Origin of the sequence: Burkholderia sp. SRS-25 (genome assembly GCF_004343765.1) — a bacterium.
In the GTDB taxonomy this organism is placed as follows: domain Bacteria; phylum Pseudomonadota; class Gammaproteobacteria; order Burkholderiales; family Burkholderiaceae; genus Burkholderia; species Burkholderia contaminans.
Map to the genome: position 1 here is coordinate 231,476 of NZ_PTXM01000003.1, position 19,433 is coordinate 250,908.

The following is a 19,433-nucleotide window of genomic DNA, read 5'->3' on the forward strand; positions in this document are numbered from 1 at the left end:
CCATCTATGACGGCATCCCGGTCAACCCGGATCGTACGGCGAGCCTACCCCGCCCGCCACGGCCGCCTTTTACGGATTCGCACATGTCCACGCCCAAACACGCCAAAGTCCTGATTCTCGGTTCCGGCCCCGCCGGCTACACGGCCGCCGTCTACGCGGCACGCGCCAACCTGTCCCCGGTGCTGATCACCGGCATCGCGCAGGGCGGCCAGCTGATGACCACGACCGACGTCGAAAACTGGCCGGCAGACGCGAAAGGCGTGCAGGGTCCGGAGCTGATGGCGCGCTTCCTCGAGCACGCCGAGCGCTTCAACACCGAGATCGTGTTCGATCACATCCACACCGCGAAGCTGCATGAGCAGCCGATCCGCCTGATCGGCGACTCGGGCGAATACACGTGCGACTCGCTGATCATCGCGACCGGCGCATCGGCGCAGTATCTCGGCCTGCCGTCCGAAGAAGCGTTCATGGGCAAGGGCGTGTCGGCCTGCGCGACCTGCGACGGCTTCTTCTACCGCAATCAGGAAGTCGCGGTGATCGGCGGCGGCAACACGGCCGTCGAGGAAGCGCTCTACCTGACGGGCATCGCGAAGAAGGTCACGGTGATCCATCGCCGCGACAAGTTCCGCGCTGAGCCGATCCTGATCGACCGCCTGCTGGAGAAGGAAAAGGAAGGCGCCGTCGTGATCAAGTGGGATCACGTGCTCGACGAAGTGACGGGTGAGGAGTCGGGCGTCACGGGGCTGCGCATCAAGAACGTGAAGACCGGCGCGACGGAAGACCTGCACGTGCAGGGTGTGTTCGTGGCGATCGGCCACAAGCCGAACACCGACCTGTTCCAGGGCCAGCTCGAGATGAAGGACGGCTACATCCTGACGAAGAGCGGCCTGCACGGCAACGCGACGTCGACGAGCGTGCCGGGCGTGTTCGCCGCGGGCGACGTGCAGGACAACGTGTACCGCCAGGCGATCACCAGCGCCGGCACGGGCTGCATGGCCGCGCTCGACGCGCAGCGCTACCTCGAAAGCCTGCACGACAAGAAGTAAGCCGCGAGTCTCGCCGCGCCGGGCGCTACAATGGCGTCCGCTGCCGCGAAGCGGGCTCGACCGGAAAGCCGCTGCCGCCGCGCAGCGGCTTTTTTTCTGCCCGCGCGCCCGAACGCGCTTGCCCCGTTACCGAATCATGGCGAAGAACCAGCCCCATCCGAGCGATCCCGCGAAGCGGACGATCGCTGCCCGCCCCGTGACCCCGGCGCCCGAAGCGCCGCCGCCCGCGCTCGATGCGGCCGCGTTGCGCGGCCAGGGGCTCGCGGGCCTCGGCGCATTGCGCAAGTCGCTGCAAGGCGAAGCCGATCGCCGCGAACGCGCGCGCGTCGAAACGGCCAAGGCCGAGCGCAAGGCAGAAGCCGACGCGAACCTGTTCCGCAACGAGATCGGCGCGATCCGGCCGCTGAACGCGCCGCCGCGCGCGGCGGCCGGCCGCACGCCGCCCGACCCGGTGCCGAAGCAGACGCAGCGCGACGAGGAAGCCGTGCTGAACGCGACGTTGTCCGATGAATTCGATCCCGAGACACTGCTCGACAGCGACGACTCGCTGTATTACCACCGCCCCGGCATCAGCCGCGACGTCGTGCGCAAGCTGAGGAGCGGCGCGTGGATCGTGCAGGCGCAGATCGACCTGCACGGCATGCGGCGCGACGAGGCGCGCGATGCGCTCGCCGAGTTCATCCGCGAAGCCGGCAAGAAAGGGCTGCGCTGCCTGCGCGTGATCCACGGCAAGGGGCTCGGCTCGATCGGCAAGGAACCCGTGCTGAAGGGCAAGGTGCGCGCATGGCTCGTGCAGAAGGAAGAAGTGATCGCGTTCTGCGAGGCGCGCGGCAACGACGGCGGCGCGGGTGCGGTGCTGGTGCTGCTGCAACCGTTCGCGGCGCCCGGCGATCGGGGGCCGCGTGCCGCATCCTAGGCTGACGCTCGCGATCGCGATACTGGAAGCGATCGCCACGCTGGCCTTTGCGATCTCCGGCTTCATCGAGGCACGCAAGAACCGCCTCGACTCGGTCGGCACGTTCGTCGTCGCGCTCGCCACCGCGTTCGGCGGCGGCACGCTGCGCGACATCCTGCTCGAGCGCCGGCCGTTCTACTGGGTCGTGCACGACGACTACGTGATCGCGATCTTCGTGCTCGCGCTGTTCGCACCGTTCGTGCTGCGGATGTTGTCGCGGCTGTCGGCCGAGCGGTTGCTGCTCGTCGCCGATGCGATCGGGCTCGGGATCTTCAGCATCTCGGGCACGGCGATCGCGCTCGATGCCGAGATGCCGCGCTTCATCGCGGTGATGATGGGCGTGATCACGGGCGTGGTCGGCGGGATCATCCGCGACGTGCTGTGCAACGACATCCCGCTGATCCTGCGCGATTCGCGGCCGTATGCGACCTGCGCGTTCGTCGGCTGCTGGTTCTACCTGCTGCTCGTGTGGCTGCAGTTCGACTCGGTGTACAGCGTGCTGCTCGCGACCGGCTTCATCCTCGTCGCGCGGCTCGCAACGTTCAAGTTCGACGTCAGGCTGCCGCATTGACGCATTGACGCCGCACCCGCATGCGCAAACGAAAGGGGCCGTTTCGAAACGGCCCCTTCTTCATTCAGCGCATGGACCGCGTCACGCGATCCGCTCTTCCGACGCCGGATCGAACAACACCGCCTTCGACACGTCGAACAGCAGCGACAGCGTCTGGTCGGGCTGCGGGTTCGCGGCCGGGTGCACGCGGCTCACGATGCGCTTGCCGTTCACCTGCGCGAACACGTGCGTGTCCGGCCCGGTCGGCTCGGTCACGTCGACGCGCACGTCGAACGGTTGCAGATGCGACGCATCGCCGTTGTGCGCGTGGCGCACGTCGGTGATGCGCTCCGGCCGCAGGCCCAGGATCACCTCGCGGCCGACGTGCGACTTCAGCTTCGCCGCGTCGAACGGCAGGTTCAGCGCGCCGCGCTTGACGCCCGTATCGACTTCGAGCGCGATCCCGCTGCCCTGCTCGACCAGCTTGCCGTTGATGAAGTTCATCGGCGGCGCGCCGATGAAACCCGCGACGAACAGGTTCGACGGCGAATCGTAGATCTCCTGCGGCGCGCCGAACTGCTGGACCACGCCGTCCTTCATCACCGCGATCCGGTCGCCGAGCGTCATCGCCTCGATCTGGTCGTGCGTCACGTAGACGATCGTCGTGCCGAGGCGCTGGTGCAGCAGCTTGATTTCGGCACGCATCTCGATGCGCAGCTTCGCGTCGAGGTTCGACAGCGGTTCGTCGAACAGGAACAGCGACGGATCGCGTGCGAGCGCACGGCCCATTGCAACGCGCTGGCGCTGGCCGCCCGACAGCTGGCCAGGCTTGCGGTCGAGCAGGTGCTGGATCTGCAGCATCTGCGACACGCGGTCGACGATCTGCTGCTGCTCGCTCTTCGGCACCTTGCGGATGTTCAGGCCGAACGAGATGTTCTCGCGCACCGTCATCGACGGGTACAGCGCGTACGACTGGAACACCATCGCGATGTCGCGATCCTTCGGCGACAGGTCGTTGACGACCTTGCCGTCGATGCAGATCTCGCCGCTCGTCACGGTCTCGAGCCCGGCGATCATGTTGAGCAGCGTCGACTTCCCGCAGCCCGACCCGCCGACCAGGATCAGGAACTGTCCGTCCTCGATCTCGATGTCGACACCCTTCAGGACCGGCACCCCGTTCGGGTAGGTCTTGTACACGTCACGGATGGAAAGGCTTGCCATGCTGTGAATCCTCTGTCTCGTCTCGCGCGGCGCACTCCGGCGCCGCGTCGGGTTCGTTTCGATGCGCCGCGCGCGAGGCGCGGCCGGTTCGTCGTATCGGATGAAACCGCGCTTACCCCTTCACCGCGCCCGCCGTCAGCCCGCGCACGAAATAGCGGCCGGCGACGATGTAGACGAGCAGCGTCGGCAGCGCGGCGATGATCGCGCCCGCCATGTCGACGTTGTATTCCTTCACGCCCGTCGACGTGTTGACGAGGTTGTTCAGCGCAACCGTGATCGGCATCGAATCGACGCCGGAGAACACGATCCCGAACAGGAAGTCGTTCCATATCTGCGTGAATTGCCAGATCAGGCACACCATGAAGATCGGCAGCGATACCGGCAGCAGGATCTTCGTGAAGATCGTGAAGAAGCCCGCGCCGTCGATGCGCGCGGCCTTCACGAGCTCGGCCGGCACGCTCACGTAGAAGTTGCGGAAGAACATCGTCGTGAACGCGATGCCGTACACGACGTGCACGAACACGAGGCCCGGAATCGTGTTGGCGAGGCCGAGCATCCCCTGCAGGCGCGCCATCGGCAGCAGGATCACCTGGAACGGAATGAAGCAGCCGACCAGCATCATCGTGAACAACGCATCCGCGCCGCGAAAGCGCCAGTGCGTGAGCACGTAGCCGTTGAACGCGCCGATCAGCGACGAGATCAGCACGGCCGGGATCACCATCTGCAGCGAGTTCAGGAAGAACGGCTTCATGCCGTCGCAGCGCACGCCGGTGCACGCGCCGCTCCATGCCTTCACCCACGGGTCGACGGTCCACGTGGTGGGCGGCGTCAGCAGGTTGCCGGTGCGCAGCTGGTCGAGATCCTTGAACGACGTCGACAGCATCACGTAGATCGGAAACAGGAAATACAGCGCGAACAGGATCAGTGCCGCATAGATCACTGCCCGGCTGATCGTCATCTTAGGCTGCATTGCGGGTGCTCCTCGATTCCATATACATCAGCGGCACCAGCACCGCGACCACGGTCGCGAGCATCATCACCGAGGACGCCGCGCCGAGCCCGAGCTGGCCGCGGTTGAACGAAAACGTGTACATGAACATGGCCGGCAGCGACGACGACGTGCCCGGGCCGCCCGCCGTCAGCGCGACGACGAGGTCGAAGGTCTTGATCGTGATGTGGCAGAGGATCAGCAGCACCGAGAAGAACACCGGGCGCATGCTCGGAATCACGATCTTGCGGTAGATGGTCGGCAGCGTCGCGCCGTCCACCTGCGCGGCCTTGAAGATCTCCGCGTCGACACCGCGCAGCCCCGCGAGAAACAGCGCCATCACGAAGCCGGTCGACTGCCACACGGCCGCGATCACCACGCAGAAGATCGCCTTGTCCGGATCGTCGAGCCAGCCGAACGAGAAGCTCGTCCAGCCCCAGTCGTGCATCACCTTCTCGAGGCCGAGGCCCGGGTTCAGGATCCACTGCCAGGCGGTGCCGGTGACGATGAACGACAGTGCCATCGGATAGAGGAAGACGGCGCGCAGCGCGCCTTCATTGCGGATCCGCTGATCGAGCAGGATCGCGAGGAACAGCCCGAGCGCGACGCAGATCACGATGAACGGGATCCCGAACCAGCCGAGATTCGCGGCGGACGTCCACCACACGTCGTTCTGGAACAGGTCCGAGTAACGGCCGAAGCCGTCGAATTCGTAGTTCGGCAACAGCCGCGAATTGGTCAGCGACAGATAGCCGGTAATCAGGATGAAGCCGTAGATGAACACCACGGCGATCGCGACGCTCGGCGCAAGCACGAGCTTCGGAATCCAGCGATCGGCGAAGGCCGACATCGGCGACGTACGCCGTGCGGCGGCAGCGCCGGATCCGTTTCCGCTAAGAGGGGCAGCCACTTGATTCGACTCCTGGAACGAGGGCGACGCAGGCCAGGCCGGCGCCAGGTACGGCACGGGCTTCGCGGGCGAGCCCGTTTGCTGCACATGCAAAAACGCCCGGCCGATGAAGCGCTTCCGGCCGGGCGCCTGTCGCGCGTTACTTGACCTTCGCGGCCTTCGCGAGCGCGGCGACCGCGCTCTTCGAATCCTGCTGCGAGTTCATGAACTTCGTCACGACGTCCGTGATCGCGCCGGCGGTCGCGTCGCTCTGCGCCATCCCGTGCGCGAGCGACGGAACGAAGCCGCCCGACTTGATCGCGGTCTGCTCGTCGGCGTACGACTTCTTCGCGCAGTCGTCGAACTTGTCCATCTTCACGCCGAGGCGTACCGGCACCGAACCCTTCAGCAGGCTGAACTGTTCCTGGAAGTCCGGCGTCATGATCGTCTTCGCGAGCGCGAGCTGGCCCGGCGTTGCCGTCTTCTCGCCCTTCTGCTGGAAGAACACGAACGAATCGACGTTGAACGTGTACGCATTCGCCGTGCCCGGCACCGCCGCGCAGATGTAGTCCTTGCCCGCCTTCTTGCCGGCGTTCTCGAACTCGCCCTTCGCCCAGTCGCCCATGAACTGCATGCCGGCCTTGCCGTTGATCACCATCGCGGTCGCGAGGTTCCAGTCGCGGCCGTTACGGCCGGTATCGAAGTAGCCCTGGATCTTGCGCACCGTGTCGAACACGGACAGCATCTGCGGCGAGGTCAGCGTCGCCTGGTCGAGGTCGACCAGCGCCTTCTTGTAGAACGCCGGGCCCTGCGACAGCACGACGTCTTCCCACAGCGTCAGGTCCTGCCACGGCTGGCCGCCCATCGCGACCGGCTGGATGCCCGCGGCCTTCAGCTTGTCGGCCACCGCGAAGAATTCAGGCCAGGTGGTGGGCACCTTCGCACCGACCTTGTCGAGCGCGGCCTTGTTGATGTACAGCCAGTTCACGCGGTGCACCGAGAACGGCGCCGCGACGGTGTGGCCCTTGTACTTGATGATCTTGTCGATTTCCGGCGGCAGGTTCTGCTTCCAGTCGCCGGCAGCGGAATCGATGTTGACGAGCACGCCCTGGTCGGCCCAGTCCTGGATCAGCGGGCCCTTGATCTGCGCGGCCGACGGTGCGTCGCCGCTGATCACCTTGGTCTTCAGCGCGGTCATGGCCGCGGCGCCGGCGCCGCCCGCGACCGCGAAGTCCTTCCACACGTAGCCCTGCTTCTGCACGTCGTCCTTCAGCACGCCGACGGCCTTCGACTCGCCACCCGAGGTCCACCAGTGCAGCACCGTTACGTTCTCGGCTGCCTGCGCCGCCACGGCGCCAGCCATCAGACCTGCGGCGCAGAGCGCGCCCATGATCGAGCGAACTTTCATTACTTATCTCCTCCAGACTGAATCAACTCGTGAGGTTCCCTGACGGGGAACCGGCTTCTTGATAACGACGGGGAAATCGAGCCGCGGGACGCATGCAGCGTACGGGGCCGATGACCGGCCGGGCTCTTACAGAAAGCGTGAATCGAGATTCAACGGCGTGTCTCCTCTTTGTGTTTCTGGCCCGCCGCGATGGTGCGGCGCGAGCCCGGGGCCGACGCCGCGCTGACGATGCGCGCCGTCAATGTCCGATAACATTCGGCACAAGGCGTTCCCGAAGGCGAAGCTCGCGCAGTTCATCGACCGCACTTCTTTTTTTCTTCACCCAGGTGCTACCCCTTGCGGCGGATTGTAGTTAAACTACAATTCAGTGTCAAAAATATTTTTATCGCACTACGGATCGCTTCCGAGCACCCCCAACACGGCGGAGACACATGCATACCGATTCCAGCTTTACCTTCGTACTTTTCGGCGGCACCGGCGATCTGTCGATGCGCAAGATCCTGCCTGCGCTGTTCGAAGCGCACCGTGCGAACATGCTGGCGGAGAGCGGCCGCATCGTCGCCGTGGCGCGTCATGAATCGGATCGGGCGTCCTATCTCGAATGGGTCGACACGCACGTGAAGCCGCACGCGGCCAAGGCCGCCGGCAAGGCGTTCGACGAAGCTGCGTGGAAGTCCTTCCTCGATCGCATCGAGTACGTGCACCTCGATCTCGGCCGCGCGGAAGACTACGTCGTGCTGCGCGACGCGGTGGCATCGCTGCCCGGCATCCGCGTGTTCTATCTGGCAACGGGCCCGTCGCTGTTCGTGCCGATCTGCAAGGCGCTCGCGGCGGTCGGCCTGAGCGAAGGCTCGCGCATCGTGCTCGAGAAGCCGCTCGGCTACGACCTGAAGTCGTCGAACGCGATCAACGACGCGGTCGGCGAGATCTTCGCGGAAGGCCAGATCTACCGGATCGACCACTACCTCGGCAAAGAACCCGTGCAGAACCTGCTCGCGCTGCGCTTCGGCAATGCGCTGTTCGAGCCGCTGTGGCGCCGCGAATGGGTCGAGAGCATCCAGATCACGATCGCCGAGGAGCTCGGCGTCGAGGCGCGCGGCGATTTCTACGACAATACCGGCGCGCTGCGCGACATGGTGCAGAACCACCTGCTGCAGCTGCTGTCGATCGTCGCGATGGAGCCGCCGCATTCGATGGATTCGGATTCGGTACGCGACGAAAAGCTGCGCGTGCTGCGCGCGCTGAAGCCCGTCGATCCGCGCGACATCGGCAAGGTGGCCGTGCGCGGCCAGTATCATGCGGGCGTGATCAAGGGCGCGCAGGTGCCGGCCTACGCGACCGAGCCGGGCGTGAAGCCCGACAGCCAGACCGAAACCTTCGTCGCGCTGAAGGTCGAGATCGAGAATTGGCGCTGGGCCGGCGTGCCGTTCTTCCTGCGCACCGGCAAGCGTCTTGCCGATCGCGTCGCGGAGATCGTCGTCAATTTCCGCCCGGTGCCGCATTCGGCGCTCGGGCCCACCGCGCTGCGTCCCGGCTCGAACCGCCTCGTGATCCGGCTGCAGCCGAACGAGACGATCCGCCTGTACTGCCTCGCGAAGCAGCCGGGCGAAGGGATGAACCTCGCGAGCGTGCACCTCGACCTCGCGTTCGACCAGTTCTTCAAGGAAGGGCAGATGGAGGCGTACCAGCGCCTGCTGCTCGACGTGATCAACGGCCGTCTCGCCCTCTTCGTGCGCCGCGACGAACAGGAAGCCGCATGGCGCTGGGTCGAGCCTATCCTGAACGAATGGGCGCGCACGCTGAAGCCGCCGAAGCCGTATGCGGCAGGCACGTGGGGGCCGGCCGCGGCGAGCGCGATGCTCGCGCAGCACGACACCTGCTGGCTCGAAGAAGAGAACTGATGCAAACCGTTGCCGCGCACGCCAGCGTACGCGGCAACGTGCTCCACGATTCGTACGATTTGAACAGACAAAGCAGTCCGGAGGAGATGTGATCGAGATTCACGCTTTCGACACCCAGGAAGCGCAAAGCGAAGCGCTCGCGCGCGCCGTCGGCGATGCGCTGCGCGCCGCGCTCGCCGGTCCCGCGCGCCCGACGCTCGCGGTGTCCGGCGGCACGAGCCCGCGCCCGTTCCTGCAAACGCTGTCGCACGCGGCGCTCGACTGGGCCGGCGTCGACGTGACGCTGGTCGACGACCGCTGGGTGCCGGAGGACGATGCAGCCAGCAACGCGCACCTCGTGCGCGACACGCTGCTGCAGCACGCAGCCGCCCCTGCCCGCTTCCTGCCGCTCGTCGACACGCGCGCCGCGCTCGACGCGCACGTCGCCGCGCTCAACGCGAACGCCGACTACCGCGTGCCGACCGTCGCGGTGCTCGGCATGGGCGAGGACGGCCATACCGCATCGATCTTCGCCGATGCGCCCGAATGGGACCACGCGATCACGACGCCCGAGCGTTTCGTCGCCGTCCATCCCGGCGCCGCGCCGCATGCGCGCGTGAGCTTCTCGCTCGATGCGCTCAAGCGCGTCGACCGGCTGTTCCTGCTGATCGCGGGCGAACGCAAACGCGCGGTGCTCGACGCCGCAGCCGCATCGCTGCAGAAGAACGCGATTTCCCAACTGGCCAACGACAAGGGGACCCAGCTCGATGTCTACTGGTGCGCAAAGTAAGGCGGCCGTCGCAGGCCAGCATGCCGACGGCCCGCGCCTGCTCGCGGACGTCGGCGGCACCAACGCGCGCTTCGCGCTGGAAACCGGCCCGGGCGAGATCACGCAGATTCGCGTGTATCCCGGCGCCGACTATCCGACGATCACCGACGCGATCCGCAAGTATCTGAAGGATGTGAAGATCAGCCGCGTGAACCACGCGGCGATCGCGATCGCGAACCCGGTCGACGGCGACCAGGTCACGATGACCAACCACGACTGGAGCTTCTCGATCGAGGCGACGCGCCGCGCGCTCGGCTTCGACACGCTGCTCGTCGTCAACGATTTCACCGCGCTCGCGATGGCGCTGCCGGGCCTGACCGATGCGCAGCGCGTGCAGGTCGGCGGCGGCGCGCGCCGCCAGAACAGCGTGATCGGGCTGCTCGGGCCCGGTACCGGGCTCGGCGTGTCGGGCCTGATTCCGGCCGACGACCGCTGGATCGCGCTCGGCAGCGAAGGCGGCCACGCATCGTTCGCGCCGCAGGACGAGCGCGAGGATCTCGTGCTGCAATACGCGCGCAAGAAGTTTCCGCACGTGTCGTTCGAACGCGTGTGCGCCGGCCCCGGCATGGAGATCATCTATCGTGCGCTCGCCGCGCGCGACAAGAAGCGGGTGGCCGCGTCCGTCGACACGGTCGAAATCGTCGAGCGCGCGCATGCGGGCGACGCACTCGCGCTCGAGACGGTCGAATGCTTCTGCGGGATTCTCGGCGCGTTCGCGGGCAGCGTCGCGCTGACGCTCGGCGCGCTCGGCGGCGTGTACATCGGCGGCGGCGTCGCACTGAAGCTGGGCGAGCTGTTCACGCGCTCGTCGTTCCGCGCGCGCTTCGAGGCGAAGGGCCGCTTCACGCACTACCTCGAGAACATCCCGACCTACCTGATCACCGCCGAATACCCGGCGTTCCTCGGCGTATCGGCGATCCTCGCGGAGCAGTTGTCGAATCGTTCGGGCGGTGCGTCGTCGGCCGTGTTCGAACGGATCCGCCAGATGCGTGACGCGCTGACGCCGGCCGAGCGCCGCGTCGCCGATCTCGCGCTGAACCATCCGCGCTCGATCATCAACGATCCGATCGTCGACATCGCGCGCAAGGCCGACGTGAGCCAGCCGACGGTGATCCGCTTCTGCCGCTCGCTCGGCTGCCAGGGGCTGTCCGACTTCAAGCTGAAGCTCGCCACCGGCCTCACCGGCACGATCCCGATGAGCCACAGCCAGGTGCATCTCGGCGACACGGCCACCGACTTCGGCGCGAAGGTGCTCGACAACACGGTGTCCGCGATCCTGCAGCTGCGCGAGCACCTGAATTTCGAGCACGTCGAGAACGCGATCGAGATCCTGAACGGCGCGCGGCGCATCGAGTTCTACGGGCTCGGCAACTCGAACATCGTCGCGCAGGACGCGCACTACAAGTTCTTCCGCTTCGGGATCCCGACGATCGCGTACGGCGACCTGTACATGCAGGCCGCATCTGCCGCGCTGCTCGGCAAGGGCGACGTGATCGTCGCGGTGTCGAAGTCGGGACGCGCGCCCGAACTGCTGCGCGTGCTCGACGTCGCGATGCAGGCCGGCGCGAAGGTGATCGCGATCACGTCGAGCAACACGCCGCTCGCGAAGCGCGCGACCGTCGCGCTCGAGACCGATCACATCGAGATGCGCGAGTCGCAGCTATCGATGATCTCACGGGTGCTGCATCTGCTGATGATCGACATCCTCGCGGTCGGCGTCGCGATCCGCCGTGCGTCGACCAACGGCGAACTGCCCGAGGCCGTCGCGCAGGCGAGGGCACGCGCGAGCGACGACGAGACGGCCGACGTGCTCGACTGGCTGAGCCACGGCGCGTCGCCGGCGGCGAAGGACGTCGCGCGGGATTGACGCGGCGCGGCGGCAGCCGCTTGCCGCGTTCCAAACGAGAACGCCACCGGCGCAGCGCGCACGGTGGCGTTTTTCATTGTGCGGCCCGGCTGGCCACGCGGCTCAAGCGCCCGCTTTCACGGGCCGACCATGCCAGCGCAGCACGAGGTAGCGTCCGGCGAGACACAGCACGCCCGAAACACCGATCGTCACGCCCATCGCGAATGGCGTGCCGTCCGCGAGTGCGCCGATCGCGACGCTCGCGAGCGCGCCGAGCGCCAGCTGCATCGCGCCGAACACGGCCGCCGACGCGCCCGCGTTGTGCGGATAGCGATGCATGAGGTCGGTCGTGCAGTTCGCCGACAGTATCCCGACCACGCCGACGACGAAGAACAGGCACACGACGATCGACCACAGCCCGCCCCACCCGGTCAGCGCGACGAGCGCGACCGCGAGCGACGCGATGCAGCTCACGAGCGACGCGGCCGCGATGATGCGCAGCGAACCGAGGCGACCGACGAGCCGCGTGTTCGCGAAGTTGCCGATCATGATGCCGACGACGTTCAGGCCGAACAGCAGCCCGTAGTGTTGCGGCGACACGTGGAAATACTCGATGTACACGAACGGCGTGGCGGTGATGTACGAGAACATCGACGCGAACGCCATCCCGCCGCACAGCATGTGCCCCCAGGCGACGGGATCGGACAGGATGCGCCCGTATGACGCGAACGACGCGAGCACCGCCGCGCTCTTGCGTCGTTCCTTCGGCCAGGTTTCGGGCACGCGCAGGTACGCGGTCACCGCGCACACCGCGCCGAATGCGGCCAGGACGACGAACACGCCGCGCCAACCGGAGAAGCGCAGGATCTGACCGCCGATCAGCGGCGCGAGCAGCGGCCCGACCGCGGTGACGATCGCCACCATCGACAGCACCTTCGCCGCGTCGGTCGGCTCGTGTGCGTCACGCGCGATCGCACGCGACAGCACCGACGCCGCGCCGGCGCCGAGCGCCTGCAGGAAGCGCACGAGGATCAGCATGTCGATCGACGTCGACACGAAGCAGCCGATGCTCGCGAGCGTGAACAGCGCGATGCCGCCGAGCAGCACGGGGCGTCGGCCCCACGTGTCGGACAGCGGGCCGTACAGCAGCATGCCGACCGAGAAGCCGGCCATGAAGCTCGTGAGCGTGCGCTGCGCGGCGCCGGGGCTGACTGAGAAGCCGTCGGCAATCGACGGCAGGCTCGGCAGATACATGTCGGTAGCGATCGGCCCGCAGGCGGCGAGCGCGCCGAGCAACAGGATCAGCCGGGCATCGGGCCGGCGTCGGATGACGTGAGACATGGGTATCCGGAATGGAGCCCGCGCGCATCGGGGCACGCGTGGCGGTGAAGACGGCCGGCCGCGCCGCGAACGGCGCGCCCAGGCCCATGATTGTACGCGCAACTTTTTTGCTTGCTGGCGGCGTGAGTGCGCAGCAGGCCCGAAAGTCACTGCGCGGCACCCGCCACGCGGGATCGAGAGCGTGGATTCGATTAAGCTTGCAGCGCCTCACTCCCTTCTTGTCTGACCAATACAGCGCACGATCGAACCGATGACCGCCTTCCTGTTGATCTGGAGCCCCAAGAAATGGCCATGGCCCGAACTGCCCGACGTCGCCGCACGCGTGAAGGCCGGCGAAGCCGTGCATGACGTGTGGGGCTGCGGCTTCGCGCGCGGCATCCTCCCGGGCGACCGCGTGTTCCTGCATCGCGTCGCGAAGGAGCCCAAGGGCGTGTTCGGCTCCGGCTACGTGACGCGCGCGCCGTACGAGGTGCCCGATCCGTCGACGAAGCGCGGCTACCGGCTGTGCATCGACTTCGTGTACGACCGGCTGGTCGACGCGCACCAGGACGTCGTGATCGCGCGCGACGCGCTGCGCGTCCATCCGTATTCGGTGCAGACCTGGGATGCGCAGAGCTCCGGCACGGTGATCAAGCCGATGGTCGAAGGCCCGCTCGAGAAGCGCTGGGCCGAGCTGACCGGCAAGCGCAAGCCGCCGCCGTTGCCGGATCGATAACGGGGCCGAATCCCCCTCTTCCTTCCCGGCCCGCGCGATCCGTCGCGCGCCGATACGCCGCAGACCGCGCCGCGGGCCCGCCGCGCGCGTCTCCGGTACAATCGGACGATCGTTCCGCCCAGGCGCCGCGGCCCGTGCACAGGCCCCCGCGCCCTTCTCTCGCAGGTTTCGTCCATGTCCAACAATCAGATCCTCTTCGAACGCGCCCAGAAGACCATTCCCGGCGGCGTCAACTCGCCGGTGCGCGCATTCCGTTCGGTCGGCGGCACGCCGCGCTTCGTCGCGCGCGCGCAAGGCCCGTACTTCTGGGATGCCGACGGCAAGCAGTACATCGACTACATCGGCTCGTGGGGCCCGATGATCGTCGGCCACGTCCATCCGGAAGTGCTGTCGGCCGTGCAGAACGTGCTCGCCGACGGCTTCTCGTTCGGCGCGCCGACCGAAGCCGAGATCGAGATCGCCGAGGAAATCTGCAAGCTCGTGCCGTCGATCGAGCAGGTGCGGATGGTGTCGAGCGGCACCGAGGCCACGATGAGCGCGCTGCGTCTCGCGCGCGGCTTCACGGGCCGCAGCCGCATCGTCAAGTTCGAGGGCTGCTACCACGGCCACGCGGACAGCCTGCTCGTGAAGGCCGGCTCCGGCCTGCTGACGTTCGGCAACCCGACGTCGGCCGGCGTGCCCGCCGACATCGCGAAGCACACGACCGTCCTCGAATACAACAACGTCGCCGCGCTCGAAGAGGCGTTCGGCGCGTTCGGCGACGAGATCGCCGCCGTGATCGTCGAACCGGTCGCAGGCAACATGAACCTCGTGCGCGGCACGCCCGAATTCCTGAACGCGCTGCGCGCGCTGTGCACGAAGCACGGCGCCGTGCTGATCTTCGACGAAGTGATGTGCGGGTTCCGCGTCGCGCTCGGCGGCGCGCAGGCTTACTACGGGATCACGGCCGACCTCACCTGCCTCGGCAAGGTGATCGGCGGCGGGATGCCGGCTGCCGCGTTCGGCGGCCGCCGCGACATCATGGCCCACCTCGCGCCGCTGGGCGGCGTCTACCAGGCCGGCACGCTGTCGGGCAACCCGATCGCGGTCGCGGCTGGCCTGAAGACGCTGCAACTGATCCAGGCGCCCGGCTTCTACGACGCGCTCACCGCACGGACGAAGCGTCTCGCCGACGGCCTCGCGGCCGAAGCGCGTGCGGCCGGCGTGCCGTTCGCGGCCGACTCGATCGGCGCGATGTTCGGCCTCTACTTCGCCGAGCGCGTGCCGACCAGCTTCGCCGAAGTGACGAAGAGCGATACCGAGCGCTTCAACCGCTTCTTCCACCTGATGCTCGACGAAGGCGTGTACTTCGCGCCGTCCGCGTACGAGGCCGGCTTCGTGTCGAGCACGCACGACGACGCGGTGATCGACGCGACGCTCGCGGCCGCGCGCCGCGCATTCGCGGCACTCGCTGCCTGACCCGGGGCCGCGCGCATGTTCTCGGATATCGATTTCGCCCACATGCAGCGCGCGCTCGCGCTCGCCGCGCGCGGCATGTATACGACGGCGCCGAACCCGCGTGTCGGCTGCGTGATCGTCAAGGACGGCGACGTGATCGGCGAAGGCTTCACGCAGCCGGCCGGCCAGGATCACGCGGAAGTGCAGGCGCTGAAGGACGCGCGTGCGCGCGGCTACGACGTCGCCGGCTCGACCGTCTACGTGACGCTCGAACCGTGCAGCCACTTCGGCCGCACGCCGCCGTGCGCGAACGCGCTGATTGAAGCGCGCGTCGCGAAGGTCGTCGCCGCGATGGAAGACCCGAACCCGCAGGTGTCGGGGCGCGGCCTCGGCATGCTGCGCGACGCGGGTATCGACGTGCGCTGCGGGCTGCTCGCGCACGAAGCGGGTGAGCTGAACGTCGGCTTCGTGTCGCGGATGACGCGCGGCCGCCCGTGGGTGCGGATGAAGACCGCCGCGTCGCTCGACGGCCGCACCGCGCTGCCGTCCGGCGAAAGCCAGTGGATCACCGGCGAGGCCGCGCGCCTCGACGGGCATGCATGGCGTGCGCGCGCCTGCGCGATCCTCACCGGCATCGGTACCGTGCGTGAAGACAACCCGCTGCTGACCGTGCGCGGCATCGACACGCCCCGCCAGCCGCAGCGCATCCTGGTGGACAGCCGCCTCGACCTGCCGCTCGACGCGCGGCTGCTCGAAGGCGCGCCGCTGCTGATCTTCTGCGGCCGGCTCGACGCCGCCGGCGAAGTGCGCGCGAACGTGCTGAAGTCCCGTGGCGCGGAAATCGTGCCGATCGCGAATCCGCACGGCAAGGTCGACCTGCCCGCGATGCTGGCGGCGCTCGGCGCGCGCGGCGTCAACGAGCTGCACGTCGAGGCCGGCCACAAGCTGAACGGCTCGTTGCTGCGCGAGCAGTGCGTCGACGAATTGCTCGTCTACCTCGCGCCGAGCCTGCTGGGCGCCGATGCGGCCGGCATGTTCGATCTCGCCGCGCCGGCGAACCTCGACGCGCGTACGCGGCTGTCGTTCCACGGATTCGAGCGGGTCGGCGACGACCTGCGGATCCTCGCGCGCTTCGCACCGCCCGACACCCCGCACTGAACGGGGTCGATCACGGTCAACGGCGTGAGCGTGGCCGTCAACACGGTCGACAATCGCGCGGGCGGCTGCGCATTCTCGATCTAGCTGATCTCCCGCCCCATTTCGTGCCGCGCGTCGCCGGCCGAAGCCACGATGCCTGCGCTCGACGCTCGCCGGCCCGCGCCGACAGCTGGCCGAATGGCCAACGACGCGCACGGGTCATGCCGCCGCGCTAAGATGCGTCGACAGCGGTTCCAGCGCCGCAACGCACGGCGCGGCCGCGTATTGGTCACCCTCTTCCTCAAGGAGTCGTCCCCATGTCCATTTCGATGTATCAGGCCTCGGTGCCTGTCCTGATCCGTGGCCTGACCAATCTTCAGCACATTCTCGGCAAGGCGCAGGCGCATGCAGCCGAAAAGCAGATCGATCCGTCGGTGCTCATCGGCGCCCGCCTTTACCCGGACATGCTTCCGCTCGTCCGCCAGGTCTATATCGCGACCGACACGGCCAAGGGCTGCGCCGCGCGCCTCGCCGATGCCGAGATCCCCAGCTACCCGGACGTCGAGCAGACCTTCGACGAACTGCACGCCCGCATCCAGAAGACGATCGACTACCTGAAAAGCTTCGACGCCGCGCAGATCGACGGCAGCGAAACGCGCCAGATCGTGCTGAAGATGCGCGTGGGCCCGATCGAGTTCACCGGCCAGTCGTACCTGCTGAACTTCGTGCTGCCCAATTTCTTCTTCCACGTGACGACCGCGTACGACATCCTGCGCCACAGCGGCGTCGAGCTCGGCAAGCTCGACTACCTGGGCGGGCGCGACCAGCACGCCTGACGCGCGGCCGGGCAAAGCCCGGGCCGCCACCGTCCGCACGCGCATGCAGCCAATGCGCGGCGGCCACGCCAGGCCTGCCGCGCAGGCCGGCCGCGGCGCTTTCCGGAGTGCTCGCCGGTCGAGCGCGGTCCACGCCAGCCGAAACGTCGTCCGGCTGGCGTAAAATACGCACTTTCCTCTTTCACGCCCCCTTATGACGCTCGCCTCCACGCTCGACATCATCGCCGAGCTGAAAGCCGGCCGGATGGTGATCCTGGTCGACGAAGAAGACCGCGAAAACGAGGGCGACCTCGTGATCGCCGCCGAATTCGTCACGCCGGAAGCGATCAACTTCATGGCCAAGTACGGCCGCGGCCTGGTTTGTCTGACGTTGACGCAGGAACGCTGCAAGCAGTTGCACCTGCCGCTGATGACCTACCGCAACGGCACGCAGTACGGCACCGCCTTCACGGTCAGCATCGAAGCGGCCGAAGGCGTGACGACCGGCATCTCAGCCGCCGACCGTGCGCACACGATCGCCACGGCGGTCGCGCACGACGTGCGCCCCGAGCACATCGTGCAGCCGGGCCACGTGTTCCCGATCATGGCGCAGCCGGGCGGCGTGCTCGTGCGCGCGGGCCACACCGAGGCCGGTTGCGACTTCACCGCGCTGGCGGGCCTCACGCCGGCGGCGGTGATCTGCGAGATCATCAAGGACGACGGCACGATGGCGCGCCTGCCAGACCTGATCGAGTTCGCGCAGGAACACAACCTGAAGATCGGCACGATCGCCGACCTGATCCAGTACCGCAGCCGCACCGAATCGATCATCGAGCGGATCGCCGAGCGCACGATGCAGACTGCGCACGGCACGTTCCGCGCGGTGCTGTACCGCGACCAGCCGAGCGGCTCGCCGCACATCGCGCTGGTGCGCGGCACGCCGTCGCCGGACGTCGATACGCCGGTACGCGTGCACGAGCCGCTGTCGGTGCTCGACCTGCTCGAGACGGGCGTGTCGACGCACTCGTGGACGCTCGACGCCGCGATGCGCGAGATCGCGGAGCGCGACCTCGGCGTGATCGTGCTGCTCAACTGCGGCGATACGAAGGAACACCTCATCGACGTCTTCAAGGCGTTCGACGAGGAAGAAAGGGCCGCTGCGCTCAAGCGCCGGCCGGTCGATTTCAAGACGTTCGGCATCGGCGCGCAGATCCTGCGCGATGTCGGCGTCGGCAAGATGCAGGTGCTGTCGAATCCGCGCAAGCTGGGCAGCATGTCCGGCTACGGCCTCGAAGTCACGGGCTTCATCCCGATGCCCGGCGGCGAAGCCACGTCCTGCCCGGCGTCCCACGCGTAACCCGCCACGGCGCTTTCGCCCTATAACCGTTCATCCACACCACGGACCAGATCATGGAAATCGGACAATACCAACCGAATCTCGAAGGCGACGGCCTGCGTATCGGCATCGTGCAATCGCGCTTCAACGAACCCGTGTGCAACGGCCTCGCCGACGCGTGCGTCGAGGAACTGGAACGCCTCGGCGTCACCGGTGAAGACGTGCTGCTCGTGTCGGTGCCCGGCGCGCTGGAAATCCCGCTCGCACTGCAGAAGCTCGCGGAAAGCGGCCAGTTCGACGCGCTGATCGCGCTCGGCGCGGTGATCCGCGGCGAGACCTACCATTTCGAACTCGTGTCGAACGAGAGCGGCGCGGGCATCACCCGCATCGGCCTCGACTTCAACCTGCCGATCGCGAACGCGGTCCTGACGACCGAAAACGACGAACAGGCCGTCGCGCGCATGACCGAAAAAGGTCGTGACGCCGCACGCGTCGCCGTCGAGATGGCCAACCTGACGATGGCCCTCGACCAGCTCGGCGATGACGACGAGGACGAAGAGGAAGAAGACGACGAAGAGGAGCGTGCATGAAGAAGAGCGCCCGCCGACAATCGCGCGAGCTGGCGACGCAGGGGCTGTACCAGTGGCTGCTGTCGAACGCGTCCTCCGGTGAGATCGACGCGCAACTGCGCGGCGCGCTCGGGTACGACAAGGCCGACAAGGAGCTGCTCGACGCGATCCTGCACGGCGTGATCCGCGAGCACGCCACGCTCGTCGAAGCGCTGACGCCGTCGCTCGACCGCCCGATCGACCAGTTGTCACCAGTCGAACGCGCCGTGCTGCTGATCGCCACGTTCGAGCTCACGCACCACGTCGAAACGCCGTACCGCGTGATCATCAACGAAGCTGTCGAACTCGCGAAGACGTTCGGCGGCTCCGACGGCTACAAGTACGTGAACGGCGTGCTCGACAAGCTCGCCGCGAAGCTGCGCCCCGCCGAAACGCAGGCGCGCCGCAACGGCTGAACCCGTTGGTCCGGAA

General features: G+C 67.4%; 18 protein-coding genes and 1 pseudogene. 14 read left to right on the forward strand and 5 right to left on the reverse strand.

The genetic code is table 11. The features are described 5' to 3' along the window. Nucleotides 1–83: 83 nt before the first annotated feature. The 3 genes from trxB to C5O79_RS03675 all read left to right on the forward strand — a co-directional run bounded on the left by trxB (nucleotide 84) and on the right by C5O79_RS03675 (nucleotide 2,572). Nucleotides 84–1,046: a thioredoxin-disulfide reductase gene (trxB, locus tag C5O79_RS03665; RefSeq protein ID WP_046545130.1), complete on the forward strand. Its 963-nt coding sequence runs from the start codon at nucleotides 84–86 to the stop codon at nucleotides 1,044–1,046. Nucleotides 1,047–1,182: 136 nt separating this feature from the next. Beyond that, a complete protein-coding gene (locus tag C5O79_RS03670) occupies nucleotides 1,183–1,962 on the forward strand; it encodes a Smr/MutS family protein (RefSeq protein ID WP_046545129.1) in 780 nt (259 codons plus the stop codon). Further along, complete coding sequence (locus tag C5O79_RS03675) at nucleotides 1,949–2,572, forward strand: trimeric intracellular cation channel family protein (protein ID WP_011351253.1); 624 nt, start codon at nucleotides 1,949–1,951, stop codon at nucleotides 2,570–2,572. The genes C5O79_RS03670 and C5O79_RS03675 overlap by 14 nt, the downstream gene beginning before the upstream one ends. A gap of 81 nt (nucleotides 2,573–2,653) precedes the next feature. Here the strand turns inward: C5O79_RS03675 and ugpC are convergent, their stop codons facing one another. The 4 genes from ugpC to C5O79_RS03695 all read right to left on the reverse strand — a co-directional run bounded on the left by ugpC (nucleotide 2,654) and on the right by C5O79_RS03695 (nucleotide 7,057). After that, the gene (gene ugpC, locus C5O79_RS03680; protein WP_046545128.1) at nucleotides 2,654–3,772 is read right to left on the reverse strand and encodes a sn-glycerol-3-phosphate ABC transporter ATP-binding protein UgpC; all 1,119 of its coding nucleotides are present in this window, start codon (nucleotides 3,770–3,772) and stop codon (nucleotides 2,654–2,656) included. Nucleotides 3,773–3,884: 112 nt separating this feature from the next. Further along, nucleotides 3,885–4,742: a carbohydrate ABC transporter permease gene (locus C5O79_RS03685; protein WP_011544828.1), complete on the reverse strand. Its 858-nt coding sequence runs from the start codon at nucleotides 4,740–4,742 to the stop codon at nucleotides 3,885–3,887. Then, nucleotides 4,732–5,670, reverse strand: coding sequence for a sugar ABC transporter permease (locus tag C5O79_RS03690; RefSeq protein WP_039343490.1), 939 nt, complete (start codon nucleotides 5,668–5,670; stop codon nucleotides 4,732–4,734). Before C5O79_RS03690 ends, C5O79_RS03685 begins: the two co-directional genes overlap by 11 nt. A gap of 139 nt (nucleotides 5,671–5,809) precedes the next feature. Continuing rightward, the gene (locus C5O79_RS03695; protein ID WP_046545127.1) at nucleotides 5,810–7,057 is read right to left on the reverse strand and encodes an ABC transporter substrate-binding protein; all 1,248 of its coding nucleotides are present in this window, start codon (nucleotides 7,055–7,057) and stop codon (nucleotides 5,810–5,812) included. A gap of 431 nt (nucleotides 7,058–7,488) precedes the next feature. Between C5O79_RS03695 and zwf the strand changes: the two genes are divergently transcribed. The 3 genes from zwf to C5O79_RS03710 all read left to right on the forward strand — a co-directional run bounded on the left by zwf (nucleotide 7,489) and on the right by C5O79_RS03710 (nucleotide 11,633). Continuing rightward, complete coding sequence (zwf, locus tag C5O79_RS03700) at nucleotides 7,489–8,958, forward strand: glucose-6-phosphate dehydrogenase (protein WP_046196648.1); 1,470 nt, start codon at nucleotides 7,489–7,491, stop codon at nucleotides 8,956–8,958. An 88-nt stretch (nucleotides 8,959–9,046) separates the two neighbouring features. Next, the gene (pgl, locus tag C5O79_RS03705; RefSeq protein WP_039371066.1) at nucleotides 9,047–9,727 is read left to right on the forward strand and encodes a 6-phosphogluconolactonase; all 681 of its coding nucleotides are present in this window, start codon (nucleotides 9,047–9,049) and stop codon (nucleotides 9,725–9,727) included. Then, nucleotides 9,705–11,633 (forward strand): bifunctional transcriptional regulator/glucokinase, encoded by a 1,929-nt coding sequence (locus C5O79_RS03710; protein WP_046545124.1) that lies wholly within the window; start codon nucleotides 9,705–9,707, stop codon nucleotides 11,631–11,633. Before pgl ends, C5O79_RS03710 begins: the two co-directional genes overlap by 23 nt. Before the next feature lie 102 nt (nucleotides 11,634–11,735). On the opposite strand, the gene C5O79_RS03715 is transcribed toward C5O79_RS03710, so the two are convergent. Further along, nucleotides 11,736–12,953 (reverse strand): Bcr/CflA family multidrug efflux MFS transporter, encoded by a 1,218-nt coding sequence (locus tag C5O79_RS03715; protein WP_047850578.1) that lies wholly within the window; start codon nucleotides 12,951–12,953, stop codon nucleotides 11,736–11,738. A 250-nt stretch (nucleotides 12,954–13,203) separates the two neighbouring features. Between C5O79_RS03715 and C5O79_RS03720 the strand changes: the two genes are divergently transcribed. The 8 genes and pseudogenes from C5O79_RS03720 to nusB all read left to right on the forward strand — a co-directional run bounded on the left by C5O79_RS03720 (nucleotide 13,204) and on the right by nusB (nucleotide 19,417). Further along, nucleotides 13,204–13,668, forward strand: coding sequence for a hypothetical protein (locus C5O79_RS03720; RefSeq protein WP_046545122.1), 465 nt, complete (start codon nucleotides 13,204–13,206; stop codon nucleotides 13,666–13,668). 174 nt (nucleotides 13,669–13,842) lie between these two features. Then, nucleotides 13,843–15,126, forward strand: a complete 1,284-nt coding sequence (gene hemL, locus C5O79_RS03725; RefSeq protein ID WP_122473658.1) for a glutamate-1-semialdehyde 2,1-aminomutase — start codon at nucleotides 13,843–13,845, stop codon at nucleotides 15,124–15,126. A 15-nt stretch (nucleotides 15,127–15,141) separates the two neighbouring features. Then, nucleotides 15,142–16,263: a bifunctional diaminohydroxyphosphoribosylaminopyrimidine deaminase/5-amino-6-(5-phosphoribosylamino)uracil reductase RibD gene (gene ribD / locus C5O79_RS03730; RefSeq protein ID WP_046545120.1), complete on the forward strand. Its 1,122-nt coding sequence runs from the start codon at nucleotides 15,142–15,144 to the stop codon at nucleotides 16,261–16,263. A gap of 3 nt (nucleotides 16,264–16,266) precedes the next feature. Beyond that, nucleotides 16,267–16,344, forward strand: a pseudogene (locus C5O79_RS38475) (riboflavin synthase); the annotation flags it as partial. Between the two features lie 215 nt (nucleotides 16,345–16,559). Further along, a complete protein-coding gene (locus tag C5O79_RS03740; RefSeq protein ID WP_122473657.1) occupies nucleotides 16,560–17,078 on the forward strand; it encodes a DUF1993 domain-containing protein in 519 nt (172 codons plus the stop codon). Between the two features lie 193 nt (nucleotides 17,079–17,271). Further along, a complete protein-coding gene (ribBA, locus tag C5O79_RS03745; RefSeq protein WP_046545119.1) occupies nucleotides 17,272–18,414 on the forward strand; it encodes a bifunctional 3,4-dihydroxy-2-butanone-4-phosphate synthase/GTP cyclohydrolase II in 1,143 nt (380 codons plus the stop codon). Nucleotides 18,415–18,467: 53 nt separating this feature from the next. After that, nucleotides 18,468–18,983 carry a 6,7-dimethyl-8-ribityllumazine synthase gene (gene ribH, locus C5O79_RS03750; protein ID WP_039371042.1) on the forward strand — a complete coding sequence of 172 codons (516 nt, stop codon included), beginning with the start codon at nucleotides 18,468–18,470 and terminating at the stop codon, nucleotides 18,981–18,983. Continuing rightward, nucleotides 18,980–19,417, forward strand: coding sequence for a transcription antitermination factor NusB (gene nusB / locus C5O79_RS03755; RefSeq protein WP_021157083.1), 438 nt, complete (start codon nucleotides 18,980–18,982; stop codon nucleotides 19,415–19,417). The genes ribH and nusB overlap by 4 nt, the downstream gene beginning before the upstream one ends. The last annotated feature ends 16 nt before the right edge of the window (nucleotides 19,418–19,433 follow it).